This is a genomic window from Exiguobacterium sp. s59 (assembly GCF_018617475.1).
Classification (GTDB): Bacteria; Bacillota; Bacilli; order Exiguobacteriales; family Exiguobacteriaceae; genus Exiguobacterium; species Exiguobacterium aestuarii.
Genome location: NZ_JACSKG010000002.1, coordinates 375,946 through 391,516 on the forward strand (window position 1 = coordinate 375,946; position 15,571 = coordinate 391,516).

Sequence of the window (15,571 nt, forward strand, 5' to 3'; positions counted from 1 at the left end):
ACACCACACTGGAAAGGGGAGCTACATATGTTTGGAGCGATTGAATTAGGGGGGACGAAAATCGTCTGTGGCATCGGGACGGAGACAGGGGACGTCATCCGTCACGCGTCCATCCCGACGACGGACCCGGAAGAGACGATGGCAAGCGTGTTCGAGTTCTTTGAAGGAGAAACAATCGAGGCGCTCGGTGTCGGCACGTTCGGTCCGGTCGACTTGAATCCGTCGAGTGAAACGTATGGATGCATTACGACGACACCGAAAATAAAGTGGGCGAACTACCCACTTTATGACGTGTTGAAGGCACACTTTCAAGTCCCGATTGTGCTCGATACCGACGTGAACGGAGCGGCATTCGGGGAGATGGCGTTTGGCGGGGCGACTGACGTCTCAAGTTGTCTCTACATGACGGTCGGTACCGGAATCGGAGCGGGTGCCGTGATTGACGGGGAACTCGTCCACGGGATGGGGCATCCGGAGATGGGACACATGATGGTCCGTCGTCACCCCGATGACATGTCGAACGGTGTCTGCCCGTATCACGGAGACTGTCTTGAAGGATTGGCATCCGGTCCTGCCATCGAGGCGAGACATGGCAAGAAGGCGCACTTGCTCGACCCGAGCGACCCAGTGTGGGACATCGAGGCGGATTATTTGGCACAGGCGCTCGTCAACATCGCCCTCATTCTCGTCCCGGAGCGGATGATTCTCGGCGGTGGTGTCATGAAGCAGTCGCACCTGTTCCCGAAAGTGCGTGAAGCGTTTCGACAGAAGATGAACGGCTATATTCAAAATCCGTATGTGAATGAGTTGGAGACGTATATCGTCCCACCGACACTCGGTGATTTCGCCGGATTAAAAGGAGCCCTCGCCCTCGCCATCAAGAAAGGGGATGTCGTCCATGCCGGGCGTTGATGTGTCGGTCAGTGAGTTAGAGGCTTACCGCTCGAGTGTCACGATGCCGGACGACTTTGATCGATTCTGGGAGCGAGAACTCGAGACGTTACGAGAGATTCCGATGCAGATCGAACGGAATCCAATCCCCGCTTACGTCCGAAACGTCGAGATGGAAGACATCCGTTACTTGTCGCATGGGGCGCTCGTACACAAAGCGACGTTCATCAAACCGACAACGATTGACCGCTCGCTTCCCGTTGTCGTCCTCTATCACGGGTATAACTGGAATACGCACGAGCCTCATATCGCCATGAAGTATGTCGTACAAGGAATGGCCGTGCTGCTCGTCGAGACACGTGACCAAGGAATGGACCCGGAGCAGTCCGTGCTCATGCCTTTGGGTGGTGCTGCCGGATGGATGACGCGAGGGATTTTCAAGAAAGAGACATATTATTATACGCGGGTCATGCTGGACGCGGTCCGAGCGCTCGATGTCGCCCTCATGCTATCGGGTGCAAAATCAGCGATCGTCGAAGGGGGGAGCCAGGGTGGTGGCATCACCCTCGGAGTCAGCGCCTTGCATCCGAAAGTGAAGGCCGCATTGGTTGATATCCCATTCCTTTGTGATATGCCGCGAGGGGTCGAACTCGCGACGGACGGTCCGTACTTAGAAATCTCGCACTACTTCAAAGTACACGATCCTCTTCACGAGGCGGAAGAGAGATTGTACGACACGCTTCGTTATGTCGACGGGATCAATTTTGCGAGACGTATCACCTGTCCCGTCATGGTCGGGATTGGTCTTTTAGATGAGGTCTGCCCTCCGTCGACGGGGTATGCGCTATTCCGTGAACTTTCAGACGAGAAGGCGTTCCGTGTCTATCCGGAATATGGACACGGCCTCTCGAGCCGACACGAGGAAGAAAAACTGAAGTTCATCGCCCCGTTACTGTGAGTACTCCGTCATTTGACGGAGTTTTTTTCATTCTGAATGAATAAGTCAGACTTCATGGAGATATTGGGACGAAGGAACTAGTCATTCAGAGAAACGAACGTAAGACAAAACGCTCTATTTTATAAATGAAAATTATTTTCAATAAATTCCATAAAAGTAAAATGATTATTTTTACCTATCACCCTCTATGCTATGTTGTTTTTGTAAGCGGTTACTTATTAGAAGAGGGAGTGAATGGGATGAACAAACGTAACGTAGTCGGTACGGCACTTAGCCTCACGTTGTTGGGAAGTTTATTACCGATGCAAGGAGCGGCAGCTGAAGAGGTGATGAAAGTCATCGATGCCTCGGGTGACGAGATGCGTGTCGGGGGCATCAACAAACTCGCGAACCAGCAACAACTCATCATCTTCAACGATCAGTTCAGCTACTACACGGAGACGAACCCGGCGAGTACGGAAGTCGTGCTAGAGAAAGTCGGAATCAATACGTACACGGTAGCGGAGAAACGAGGCGGGAACAGTCCGATCCCAGAGAACGGTCTCGTCCTGTCGACGGGGAAAGACACGACGGAAGCGGTCGCTTCGTTCTTGCGTCAGCTCGAAGTCGGGGAGCGCGTCATGCTCGAGGAGCCGGTCGTCAAACAAGAAGAACGCACGGCGAACGCCGTCGATCCGACGCGAACATCGAACCCGGACGGGGCACCGTTCGATGGATTCCGCGGCCCGGACCAGTTGATCGTCTATACGCCTGCGTTCGGGGAGTCGACGAAGACGAACGTATATGGCTATGAGATCACGGTCGAGGATGGCTATGTGACGAAGCTTGGGGGCGGGAATTCAAGCATCCCAGATAACGGATTCGTCGTCAGTGGCCATGGTGTCAGCTCGGCATTCCTTTCAGGGAACAGCATCATCGGGGCGAAAGTCGACGTGACGGACGGGGTCGTCACGATCACACAGGATGTGGACAGCTATGCGTTCCAAAGTGAGAAAGCGATCGAGAAGGCTGAACAGTCGATTGCAAAAGCGCGTACGGAATGGATTGACGTCCCGCTCGACTTGGCGGACGAGGCGCTCCGTTCCGCTCGGACATATTTAGATCAGGCGGATGGGGAGTCAGACCCGGTCATCGCCTTAGATGCGGTAAGGCAAGCGACGCAGCGTGCGTATGATGCCTATTATTACTCCATCGACTCCGGTGTCGCTGAGCAACGTGCGGTGTGGCATCGTCCGAAAGAATCGACGTTAGCAGGCGTCGAGACCGTCTTAGATCGAATGGAAAAGGCCGGGTTCAATGCGGTCTATCTCGAGACGACGTTCTGGGGATACCCGATCTATCCGAGTGCGGTCCAGGAACAGTATGGACTTCCCACCCAGCACCCGAACTTCAAAAACGGTGATTTCGGCGAGCACGGCACCGACATTCTCGCCGCCTATATCGCGGAAGCGAAAGAGCGAGGCATGACGGTTCACGCATGGACAGATGGATTCATGGTCGGGGAAGCGAGCCTCGGTGTCCCATCTCAGTTCAAACAGTATCCGGAATGGGCGGCCGTACAACGGACGAATACGACCGGACAGCCGGCGCCGGACACGTCGAGCCGCTATTATTGGCTAGATATCATGCAGCCTGAAGTGCAAGACTATATGCTCGCGCTCTATGAGGAGATGGAATCGACTTACGACATCAAAGGGTTGAACATCGATTACATGCGACTCCCGCATCATGGTTTTGACAAAGCGTATGGATTTAGCGAACCGACGCGGGCGTTCTATGAGCAAGTGAGCGGCATCGACCCGGTCGATTTGAAGAAGGACACGCTGGAATGGGAGGCGTTCCAAGCATGGGTGCGCGAACGAGAGAACGAATTCGTCGACAAGTTACATGACGTCTCCAAACAAAACGATGCGAAGTTCATGCTGACGGCGACGCCAGAACCAGGCGCGGAAGAAGTGTATATCAGTGACTGGAAAGAAGACATCGATGCCGTCATCCCACAAGCATACGGACATGACTTCAATAGCATTCAAAAGACGGTCCAGGCGAGTAAGAAGCTGATGCCGGAAGGAACGATGTACTTCACTGGGATCTACTCGTTCTATCACCACCTGAACGAGGGAGCGGCGGTGGACGATGTCCTGTCGGCGAAGTTTGGCACATCGGGTGTGAACATGTTCGCATTCGGTCAAGCGAGCGCCCCATCCGTCGATGCGCTAGGGAAAGGTCCTTGGCGTGACACGGCCGTCAACCCGGGGGAAGAGCCGCTCCTCGCCATCGAAGCCTTGTTGAAAGACACGCGCCGCGAGATGAACAGCCTGTATATGCCAAAAGGAGCGATGGATAAAAAAGCGGGTCGTGCTCTCGCCAAAGAGATTCAGCGTCTTGAGAAGGCAGCGAGAAAACAGTCTCTCAACCTAGAGGACGTACAACGAATCGACCAGTCGTTAGAAGTCATGAAAACAAACAAGCAACTCGAGCCGGTGTTATATGACCGTTTACAATCACGAACGGCTGACATGAAACAATGGTTACAATACGCCATCGACCGTCAAGGGTTCTAACCGTTAGACTCGTCTCTGAAAAGGGGCGAGTTTTCATTTAGAAAATTATTTTCATTTTGATTTTAGTATTGCAAATAGATTTCTAAGGCGATATGATGAATTTGTGAAAACGCTTTCTATTTTATCTCGGGGAGGAAATGAAAGATGAAAAAACGTACGAAACAACTCGCGGCGAGCGCATCGATCGCTGCCTTGTCAGTCGGCTTGATGGCTTGTAGCAATGAAGAGTCTGGTAGCGGTTCGGCATCGAGTGACGGGGAACTGTCGGGGAAGGTGACGATGTGGACGGCCTCACTCGCAGGGGAGCCATTCGATTCGTATTTTGACGAGATTGAAAAAGAGTTTGAAGAGATGCATCCAGATGTGGATGTCGTCATCGAAGACGTGCCACAAAATGAGATGGAGCAAAAAGTATTGACGTCGTTGACGGGTAGTGACGTCCCAGACGTCGTCAACTTGAACCCACACTATATGTCGAACATCGCGGCACAAGGTGGATTGCTCGAACTCGACGACATGTTGTCTGAAGAAGCGAAAACGGCTTATGTGGATGGTCCATACAAGTCTGGTATGTTCGAAGACAAACTGTACGCCCTTCCTTGGTACTTGACGACGACCGTCTCTTGGTACAACGGGGACCACTTCGAACAGGCGGGCATCAAAGAAGTCCCGACTTCGACAGAAGGCATTTACGAAGCGTCGAAAATGTTGACGGACAAGACGGGTAAACCGGCGTTCTATCCGGTCATCAATGACGGGAACGCCATCATGGAGAAAATGGTCTCCATCGCGGGTGAACCAATCGTCGAAGATGGAAAAGCGACGTTCGCCGACAATGCGGACATCATCAACTATTTCGAGACGATGCAAAAAATGTATGACGAAGGATTGATCCCGCAAGAAGCGGCTGAAGGCTCAATCAAGACAGGTCAAGAACTCTACATGGCAGGCAACACGTCATTACTCGAAGGTGGCGTCACATTCCTCGGACCGGTCGAGAGCGGCGCACCGGACATTTATGAAGTCTCAAAAGCAGGACAGCCGCTTGAAGCATCAGACGCACCGGTCAACGTTGCAGTCATGAACTTCGCCGTACCGGCGAAGACGAAGAATAAAGAGGCAGCGGTCGCATTCGCCGAGTTTGTCACGAATGCCGACAATCAGCTCGAATTCGCGAAGACGGCAGGAACGGTCCTCCCATCTACGAAAGCTTCACTCGAGGATGACTACTTCACGAATCCGGGCGACTCACCGAAAGCACTCGGTATGATGGAAGCTTCGAAATCACTCGAACGTGCTGAGGTTCTTGTCCCACCGACAGAGAACAGTGCGGAACTCCGTGAAGCGACGAAGAACATATTCGTTCAAAACTTACAAGGAAAAATGTCAGGTAAAGAAGCAGTAGAAGCACTTGCGAAAGCTTGGGATGACGCGTTCGAGAAATCTGGAGAGAGCGTGACGTTCTAAACGTTGAGAGCTGAATCAAAAGGAGACCCCTCTTTTGGTTCAGCTCGTTTTATTGGAAGGAGACCTGAAGATGAATAAAGAGAATATAGCACTCCCTGTATCGACCACGAAAACGAAGGTCGTCAGACGGAAGAAGAAAAACCTCCTCACCCCTTGGCTGTTCCTACTCCCATCGATTGTTGTGCTTGGCACGTTCCTCGTCATTCCAATCGTCGAGGCGTTCCACTGGAGTTTGTTGGACTATAAAATCATTGCGGGGACTGGAGAGTTCGTCGGACTCGCCAACTTCAAAGAGATTTTTACAGATACGTCGTTCTGGCTTGCCTTATGGAATACGATTTTATTTTTGATCATCGTCCTTCCATTGAATATCTTTTTGCCAATGATTTTAGCAGTTCTCGTCAATCAGGCCATCAAAGGCGTCTCGACGTTCCGGATCTTGTATTACTTGCCGGTCGTCACGCCGATGGTCGTCGCCGCGCTCATGTGGAAGATGCTTTACTCACAGAGTGGTCCGGTCTCATCGATCTTCGTATCGCTCGGCCTGTTTGACAATCCGACAAACTTACTCGTCCAAAGCTCGACCGCTCTCGTCGCCGTATCCGCGATCACCGTGTGGAAAGGCTTGGGCTACTACATGATTATCTATTTGGCAGGACTTCAGTCGATCTCGAAAGACGTCTATGAATCTGCCGAGATTGACGGAGCGAACGCCTTCCAAAAATTCTGGCGTATCACCGTACCGATGCTCACACCATCTGTCACTCTCGTCTCGGTCATGACGATCATAGCCGGGATGAAAGTGTTCGAAGAAATCGCCTTGACGACAGGTGGCGGTCCGGCTGGCGCGACTACGACGCTCGTCATGTACATCTACAACAAGTTCATGTCACTGGACGTCAGTATCGCATCCGCCGCTGGTGTCGTCCTGCTCCTTCTCGCAATCGGCGCTTCATTGCTTCAGATGAAATTGACGAGTTCACGAGAAGAAGATTTACGGGCATAAAGGAGAAGTGAAGATGAAACGTAAACAAACGACACAAAAAATCATGTTGTATCTATTGATGATTTTCATTTCGGTCATCACGGTTGGACCGTTCCTCATCACGTTGTTCATGGCACTCAAGTCGCCAGGGGAAAGCATTTACGGGACGGTCTATCCGACAGACCCGACACTCGCGAACTTCACCGATTCGTTCTCGAAAGCGAACTTCGGTCTCTACTTTTTGAATACGTTCATCGTGACGGCGATCGCCATCCCGTTGAACTTGCTCTTCTGTAGCCTCGCGGCATATCCGCTGGCACGAATGGACTTCCGGGGGAGAGGTGTCGTCCTCTCGCTCATCATCGCGACGATGATGGTCCCGTTCCAACTGTACATGGCACCACTTTTCCAACTCGCGGGAGAGCTCGGTCTACGCAACTCTTACATCGGTCTCGTCGTGATGCAGGTGGCGACAGCGTTTGGGATTTACTTGATGCGTCAAGCGTACTTGCGTATCCCGAAAGAGCTTGAAGAGTCAGCTTACTTGGACGGGGCGAACCGCTTCCAAGTCTGGTATCGTGTGGCGTTGCCGCTCGTCAAACCGACACTCGTCACGTTGGCGATTTTTACGTTCATGGGGACGTGGGGCGACTACTTGTGGCCACTCCTCAACTCGACGGAGAGTAGCATGTACACCCTCTCGATCGGATTGGCGCAACTGTCACAAAACTTCGATGGCTCGAACTTGAAATTGATTAGTGCGGCCTCGATCTTGACGACGATTCCGACATTGATTTTATTCATGGCGCTCCAAAAATACTTTATCTCCGGTGCGACAGATGGCGCCGTGAAAGGTTAAGAGAGAAAGGACGCGGAAGAGATGATTCATTACGCAGGACACGAAATCAAAGTAGTACGAGAAGTCGGGTGTGTCGTCGTTGGCGGCGGGACGTCTGGCGTGACGGCGGCCTATACGGCAGCAAACGAAGGAATCGATACACTTCTCATTGAAAAGACAATCGCACTCGGGGGGACGCAGACGAACGCGCTCGTCTCTCCGATGATGCCGACGCACGTCCAGCCTCGGGGCGTCAACCGGCACATTCTAGACCGACTAGAAGAACGTGGCGTCAAAACGGACGATGGGACGACAAACTGTCGCTGGTTCAACGTCGAGACGCTCACTTCGGTGCTAGATGAGTTGTTGGAACAAGTCGGATGTCAGGTGTTATACGATGCCGTCGTCATCGATGTGCTAAAAGCCGATGACACCATCACCCATCTGATCGTCCAGACATGTGCCGGCCTCGTCGCGATTCAGACGCAGACGATCATCGATGCTTCGGCGGACGCCGTCGTCGCCCGTGTGTCGGACATCCCGACGTCTTCTGGGGATGAGAACGGACATAATCAACAGATGACATTCCGTTTTGAGATGGGCGGTGTCGACCTCGCTCGTGTCCGAGATTACGTACTCGGGCTCGGCGAAACGTTCTGTCAGATTGAGGACCCAGACTTCTTCGAGATCGTCATGGTCCCCGGGAAAGGGCATGTGCTCGAAGGGTTATTCCGGGACGGGTTGGCAACAGGCGAGCTCACGAATGACGACCTGAAATATTTCCAAGGGTTCACACAACCGGGCAAACTAGGGGTCTTCTCTTTTAACTGTCCTCACATCCCTGGATTGACGGATACGACCGACCCGTTCGCTCGCTCTGAAGCGGTGCGGATCGGGCGACAGATGATGCAGCGTCTCAGCCGATTCTTGGTCCGTCATTTACCAGGATTTGAGTCGGCGTTCTTATTAAAAGAAGCGACACAGCTAGGCATCCGTGAATCGTATCGGATTCAAGGGAAGTATGTATTGTCCGAGACGGACTATGCAAATCGGGCCCGTTTCCATGACGCCATCGCCAAAGGTGACTGGTACGTCGATGTACATCGCGTCAAAGGGGACGAGGCGTTACCGAAGAAATATACGGCGGGTGAATATTATGAGATCCCGTACCGTGCCCTCATCGTGAACGAAGTGACGAATGTCATCTTCGCCGGACGACACATCTCGAGCACGTTCTTGATGCAAGCCTCCCTTCGGATTCAACCGACGCTACGAGATGTCGGGGAGGCGACGGGACTCGCCGTCGCACTCGCGTTGAAAACGAAAACGGCATTGAATGAACTCGACGGTGGGTTGATCCGGGAACGAATGGAGGTCCTCCAATGAAACAAGTGCATGTCTTGAATCATACGCATTGGGACCGGGAATGGTACGAATCGTTCGAATCGTTCCGCTTCAAACTGACGGAAGGGCTACGCTACGTCGTCGACCGGCTACAGGCCGGACAATTCGATAACTTCTTCTTAGACGGACAGACAATCGTGCTCGACGATTACCGGGAAGTGGTCAGTGCAGACGAATATGAACAGCTCGTCGAGTGGATCCGGGCAGGCAAAATCGAGGTCGGACCGTGGTATTTGCTCGCCGACGAGTTTTTAGTGGCAGGAGAGTCGCTCATTCAAAACTTGAAGATTGGGACGAAGATGGCACGCCAACTGGGTTCGAAACATGATATCGGCTATTTACCGGATACGTTCGGACATATCGGACAGGTGCCACAGATTCTAGAACAGTTCGGGATCGGTCACGCCATCCTCTGGCGTGGCGCCGTATCGGATTCATTCGAGAATACGTGGATTGCGCCGAACGGTTCGCACGTCAAGACGTTCGTCCTGCCTTTGTTCGAAGGCTATTATCAGACGTTCTTAAAGCACGAGGGCTTTCAAAAAGAGATGGATGACTATTTGACACGTAACGAACCGTTCGTGAAAAGTGGTCATTACCTCGTTATGAACGGGGCCGACCATACGTTTACTGCACCTGACATCAAGGATCGGCTCGATGCCATCGATTTGCCGATCCGTCAATCACTCATGTCCGATTACACGGACGCGGTTTCGACACATCGTCCGACCGCCACGATACACGGTGAACAGCGGGACCCATCGAAAATCTTCATCTTACCAGGTGTTCTCTCGACACGGACGTATCTGAAGCGGGACAATCAACTCATTGAAGATGAGGCGCTCAACACACTTGGATTTTTGAACGCCTTCCTCGGCACGGAGACACGAAATGATTCATTCCGAGAGTATGTGTGGAAACTGATTTTACAAAACCAACCACACGACAGCATCTGCGGATGTAGCATCGATGCCGTCCATGACGAGATGGAGACACGTACGGCACGTGCACTCGCTGCCATGAGACAGTTCGAACAGACGCAACTCGACAAGCATTATCCGGCACCGTATTTTGGTGAAGGATATAACGATCAACTCGTGGTGATCTCGACCGTCCCGATTGAGCGGACGCTCCCGGTGGAAACGACGATTCGCATTCCGAAACGACTCGACCTCGGACAGATCCGCCTCAGCATGAACGGGCGACCGATTGAGGTTGACGTCTTGCGCCGGGAAGAGAAGGAAGTGTTTCTACGACACATCTTGGCAGAGCCGCATTACGATGAGTATGTCGAGTATGACGTCGTCTTTTCGATCCCGGTCGAAGGGGCAGGAGCCTATGTGTGCGAGATTGAACGGATTGAAGCAGAAGTCGCGTGGGCCGACCGAACAGATGACGCCGTCGAGAATGCGTTCGTCAAAGTTGAAGTGGACGGCGATGGCTTGACCATCACCGATGTAGAGACGGGGACGCGCTATAAAGGACAGCATGTCTTCTACTCGAGTCTCGATGCAGGAGACACATATAACTATTCACCACCACGTGAAGACCGTTTGACGAAAGCGACGCTACGCCATGCCACGGTGGAGCGTGGTCAAGCCCATCAAACGATGCGTCTCGAATATGCGTTGACGGTCCCCGCATCTTTGGATGATTCACGTCAAACAGGAAGCGAACAGATGGTGACGATGCCGATCACGACGACGGTCACACTTTATGAACACGACCCGCTCATCCGCTTCAAGACGACGGTAGATAACAAAGCGCAAGATCACAAGCTCCGTGTCGCCTTTGATGTCGGAACGTGCGAAGTCACGACAGCGGACACGGCGTTTGATTGGAACGAACGGAAAACGATGCGGGACAAGCGATTTGATGCCGGGAAAAATGAAGAGTGCGTCATGGCGCAAGCACCGACCTATTCGTTCGTTCAGGCGAATGCGCACACCCTCGTCCATCGCGGTTTGCAAGAATACGAAGTGAGCACATATGACGGCCGAGACGTCGTGGAGCTGACGATGCTCCGAGCGGTCGGCTGGCTGTCTCGACGGGATTTGCGCACGCGAGGAAACGGGGCTGGACCAGGATTTGAAGTGCCGGGTGCACAATGTCTGCGAACCGACACGTTCGAATACGGACTTGTGTTGAACCGAGAGAACGAGTCGGCGACACACATCACGAGCTTCCGTCGACGACCGATTGTGCAGCAAACACGCGCAACGGCACCGAAGCATTGGTTCACGATGACAGGTGGCGTCTTCTCGAGTGTGACAGGAATTGAACCGAATGTAAGTGAGATTCGCCTATTCAATCCGACGACGGAACGTGTTTCGGTTACCATGACGTTCGAACAACAGGTAACATTAGAGAGAGTAACGTTAACAGGAGACGTCATCGAACGAGTGGGTGAAACGTTCACGGTCCGACCGAAAGACATCGTGACGATCCGGGTGACGAGCGAAGAGAAATAGACTTTAACGAAGAAGGTGACAAAGATGAGAAAATTCGTAGCGCTCGACATTGGCGGGTCGTTTATCAAGTACGGTGTGTTGACGGAAGATGCGATCTTTATCGAAAAGCACGAGAGTATGACCGAAGCCAACCAGGGCGGGGCTCACATCTTAGAGAAGGTGACGGGATTCATCCGTGACTTGCAGACGCGTCACGACGTACAAGGCATCTGCATCTCGACGGCAGGACAAGTCGATTCGAAAGAAGGGATTGTCGTCTATGCTTCGAAATTGATTCCGGCCTACACGGGCACGCGATTAAAGGAAACGTTAGAGGCGACGTTCAGTCTGCCGGTCGAGGTCGAAAACGATGTGAACTGTGCCGGACTGGCCGAGTCATGGATTGGGAGCGGCAAAGGAGCGAAAAGCTTATTCTGTCTGACAATCGGAACAGGAATCGGAGGCAGTTACATTCTCGACAACAAGCTCCATACGGGACATAGCTTCAGTGGGGGCGAGATTGGATACATCCCGATCGAAGGATATGCGTTCGAAGAATTGGCGTCGACGCGTGTCCTCATCGAACGTGTCGAGGCGAGAACGGAACAGACGGGACTGAACGGGAAAGACGTGTTCGAGATGGCGCATGCGGGTAATCCGATCGCCATCGAAGAAATCGACCGCCTCGTCTATTACTTGTCAAAAGGGATCGCGACGGTGACGTATATGATGAACCCAGAAAAAATCATCATCGGTGGCGGAATCACGGCGCAAAAAGACTACCTGTATCCTCGCATCATGAAGCAACTGGCTGCCGACATCATCCCGGCCATCTTAGAGAAGACGACAATCGAGATTGCCCGGAACTTGAACAACGCAGGCATGATTGGGGCGCTTCGTCACTTCTTGCTCCAGGAATCGATGCGACCGCTCCGGAGCATCACGACGATCATCGAGTCGAACCATCATCGTTTCACGAAGCGAGAACAGCTCGTCGCAGACTTTATCATCCAGAACCTCGAGGCCGTTCCGAACAAGACGATCACGGAGATGTCTCGTCAGATCAACGTCTCGGAAGCGACGATCACCCGTTTTTGTCAAAAGCTCGAATTCGGGTCATATAACAAGTTGCGCCTACTCGCCAAAGAGGCGACCGTCAGCAATCGCTATTACGGTCCCTCGAATATCGATGGGCTCGATGATATCAATGAAGCGTACTTCATGATGATGAAGAAATACGAGTCGTTGTACGACCAAAAAGCGATGAATCGACTGAAGGAAGTGCTTGAATCGACGAACCAGGTCGTCTTATACGCGACGGATGAGTGGTCACCGCTCTTACCCGCCATCAAGACGAAACTCCTCGAATTTGGCGTCATGACGGACGGATTCTCTGGCGCCCAAGCGATTCAATTGTCGAAACGGGCGATTCGTCCGGAGACACTCGTCATCGGACTCAGTCGCGATGGCTACAGTGAGGAGGTCATCGACGGATTGACACACGCGAAACGAATCGGTGCCGTCACGGTCGGTCTATCGACACAGAGCGATTCACCACTCTTCTCTGTCTCCGACGTCCGCTTGACCGTCGCCTCGACGGAAAACGCGAACGTGACCTCCATTCGGGAAGTGGCCCTCTTTTATCTATTAGATGTCATCACGCACACGGTTCGGGTGGAAGAGCCGAGCAGTGAGACGATTTGAGGTGTGACGATGAAGATCGTATATGTACCGATTGATGAACGACCATGTAATGTCGATGTGGTGCAACGCATCGTCGGGGTGACCGACGAGGTGACGCTGCTCACGCCACCCGATCATTTATATGGACACAAAAAAGAAGCAGCCGACCAATTCGGGATGCGGGAGTGGGTGCGCAGTGTCAACGACTGCGACGCGCTCGTCCTCAGTGCGGACATGCTTTGCTATGGGGGGCTATTGCCGTCACGCCTTCATCACATGACAGACACGGACCGGGATACCTTCATCGAGTGGATCCGGACACTTCAGAGTGAGACGAAGGCACCGCTCTATGTCGCGACGATGATCATGCGCACACCGAAGTATAGCTCGGATGACGAAGAACCTGACTATTACGGGCAATTTGGTGCGGAGATCTATCGACGCGCCTGGTTGCAAGACCGGGACGAACGGGACGGGTTGACCATGGAGGAACAGGACGAACTCGCGAACTTGAATGAGTTGATTCCGACTGAGTATGTCGTGGACTACGAGACGAGACGTGCCTTCAACCGATCCATCAACGAGGCGATGATTCAACTCGTTGAGGAAGGGGTCATCGAACGATTGTTCATCCCGCAAGACGATAGTGCTGAATACGGCTATACGTCGATTGACCAGACGGACGTATTACGACAAATTCAAGAGCGGCGTGTCTTCACGAACGTCCATATGTATCCGGGAGCGGACGAAGTGGGCGCCACGATGGTCGCTCGGGCCTTTTTGGACCGTCAGGGAACAGCGCCGCGTGTGTATCCGATATGGAGTAGTGTCCTCGGTCCGACGTTGATTCCGATGTATGAGGACCGACCGTTTATCGAAAGCATGTATGCACATCTGGACGCGATTGGACTACACCTCGTGGAGACGATGGAAGAGGCAGATTTTGTTCTGGCTTATAACGTACCGGGACGTACGATGCAAGAATCGTGGGATCAAGACGAGCGTGATGTGACGTACACGAGTTTTCGTCACATGCGTCAATTCGTCACCAAGATTGAATCTGCGCTTACGCAAGGGAAACGAGTCATTGTCGCCGACAGCGCCTATGCTAACGGCGGGGATCAAGAGTTGATCATGTGGCTCGATGCGTTGAATCTTCTCGAACAGTTGGACTCTTATAAAGGTTGGAACACGAACGGGAATACGCTCGGGACAACGCTTTCTCAAGGTGTGTTTGCCCAATTCGGGAAACGAGAGCGGATTCGCGAGAACGTCCTCTATCACGTCCTTGACGATTTCGTCTATCAAGCGAAAGTTCGGATGAAGATGACCGATACCGTGTTACCAGAGTACGGAGCCAACTATTTCGATCTAGGTTTACATGCCGCAGCGATTTCGCAAGAACGCGATCAGATGATGACGGAAGTGGCGCGACATGTAATCCGTCATTCTTTCAAAGAAGCATGGACATTCAACACATCGGCACCTTGGAATCGTATGTTCGAATGCCGATTAGAGTTTGGAGGAACAACCCAATGATTGAACAATTAAAGAACCAGTTGATCGTGTCCTGTCAGGCGCTCCCGGATGAACCGCTCCATGGTTCGGTCATCATGGCCCGCATGGCTATCGCCGCAAAAGAGGGTGGGGCGAGTGGGATTCGCGCGAACGGGATCGAAGATATTCAGGCGATTCAAGCTGTCATCGATTTACCGATTATCGGCATCATCAAACGGGAATACGATGGTTCGGATGTTTACATCACACCGACGCTGGAAGAAGTCGATGCGCTCGTATCAGCAGGGGTTGATTTGATTGCACTCGATGCGACGCATCGGGAGCGTCCGGACGGTTCGACGATTGCGACATTCTTTCCATTAGTAAGAGAGAAATATTCGAATCAACGCTTCATGGCGGATTGCGCCACACTGGAAGATGCGGTCCATGCCGAACAGCTAGGCTTCGATGTCGTCGCCCCGACGCTCTACGGGTATACCGCAGAGACGGCAGGCAAGAAAGTGTATGAAAATGATTTTCAATTTTTAAGGGAAATGGTGCAGATCGTCTCGATTCCAGTCATTGCGGAAGGGAACGTGATCACACCGGAACACGCGCGACGTGTCCTTGAACTCGGAGCACATGCGGTCGTTGTCGGTGGCGCCATCACAAGACCGCAACAGATTGCGAAGCGATTTGTGGAAGGGATTTCAATGTGAACTGAAACATGTAAAGAATAGGTTGGGTGGTGGACAGGATATTGTCGATTGCCCAGGCTATTTTTTTATATGATCAAACAAAAGCAAAAGCGCTTTCGGTCATTTCAGACATGCT

At 52.5% G+C, this 15,571-nt stretch carries 11 protein-coding genes; all 11 read left to right on the forward strand.

What is annotated here, in order from left to right:
• Positions 1-27: 27 nt before the first annotated feature.
• The gene (locus tag KNO91_RS05290) at positions 28-912 is read left to right on the forward strand and encodes an ROK family protein (RefSeq protein WP_214816681.1); all 885 of its coding nucleotides are present in this window, start codon (positions 28-30) and stop codon (positions 910-912) included.
• On the forward strand, positions 899-1,849 hold the full coding sequence (locus KNO91_RS05295) for an acetylxylan esterase (RefSeq protein WP_214816684.1): 951 nt from the start codon (positions 899-901) through the stop codon (positions 1,847-1,849). Before KNO91_RS05290 ends, KNO91_RS05295 begins: the two co-directional genes overlap by 14 nt.
• Before the next feature lie 239 nt (positions 1,850-2,088).
• On the forward strand, positions 2,089-4,413 hold the full coding sequence (locus KNO91_RS05300) for a glycoside hydrolase family 10-like protein (protein ID WP_214816687.1): 2,325 nt from the start codon (positions 2,089-2,091) through the stop codon (positions 4,411-4,413).
• 144 nt (positions 4,414-4,557) lie between these two features.
• Positions 4,558-5,880 (forward strand): ABC transporter substrate-binding protein, encoded by a 1,323-nt coding sequence (locus KNO91_RS05305; RefSeq protein ID WP_214816690.1) that lies wholly within the window; start codon positions 4,558-4,560, stop codon positions 5,878-5,880.
• A 70-nt stretch (positions 5,881-5,950) separates the two neighbouring features.
• Complete coding sequence (locus tag KNO91_RS05310; protein ID WP_214736631.1) at positions 5,951-6,886, forward strand: carbohydrate ABC transporter permease; 936 nt, start codon at positions 5,951-5,953, stop codon at positions 6,884-6,886.
• A 13-nt stretch (positions 6,887-6,899) separates the two neighbouring features.
• Complete coding sequence (locus tag KNO91_RS05315) at positions 6,900-7,724, forward strand: carbohydrate ABC transporter permease (RefSeq protein WP_026825194.1); 825 nt, start codon at positions 6,900-6,902, stop codon at positions 7,722-7,724.
• A gap of 21 nt (positions 7,725-7,745) precedes the next feature.
• The gene (locus KNO91_RS05320) at positions 7,746-9,089 is read left to right on the forward strand and encodes an FAD-dependent oxidoreductase (protein ID WP_214816694.1); all 1,344 of its coding nucleotides are present in this window, start codon (positions 7,746-7,748) and stop codon (positions 9,087-9,089) included.
• Positions 9,086-11,578, forward strand: a complete 2,493-nt coding sequence (locus KNO91_RS05325) for a glycoside hydrolase family 38 N-terminal domain-containing protein (RefSeq protein WP_214816697.1) — start codon at positions 9,086-9,088, stop codon at positions 11,576-11,578. Before KNO91_RS05320 ends, KNO91_RS05325 begins: the two co-directional genes overlap by 4 nt.
• A 24-nt stretch (positions 11,579-11,602) precedes the next feature.
• Positions 11,603-13,261 (forward strand): ROK family protein, encoded by a 1,659-nt coding sequence (locus KNO91_RS05330; RefSeq protein ID WP_214784484.1) that lies wholly within the window; start codon positions 11,603-11,605, stop codon positions 13,259-13,261.
• 9 nt (positions 13,262-13,270) lie between these two features.
• Positions 13,271-14,779 carry a DUF4127 family protein gene (locus KNO91_RS05335; RefSeq protein WP_214816700.1) on the forward strand — a complete coding sequence of 503 codons (1,509 nt, stop codon included), beginning with the start codon at positions 13,271-13,273 and terminating at the stop codon, positions 14,777-14,779.
• Positions 14,776-15,456, forward strand: coding sequence for an N-acetylmannosamine-6-phosphate 2-epimerase (locus KNO91_RS05340; protein WP_214816702.1), 681 nt, complete (start codon positions 14,776-14,778; stop codon positions 15,454-15,456). Before KNO91_RS05335 ends, KNO91_RS05340 begins: the two co-directional genes overlap by 4 nt.
• Positions 15,457-15,571: the final 115 nt, after the last annotated feature.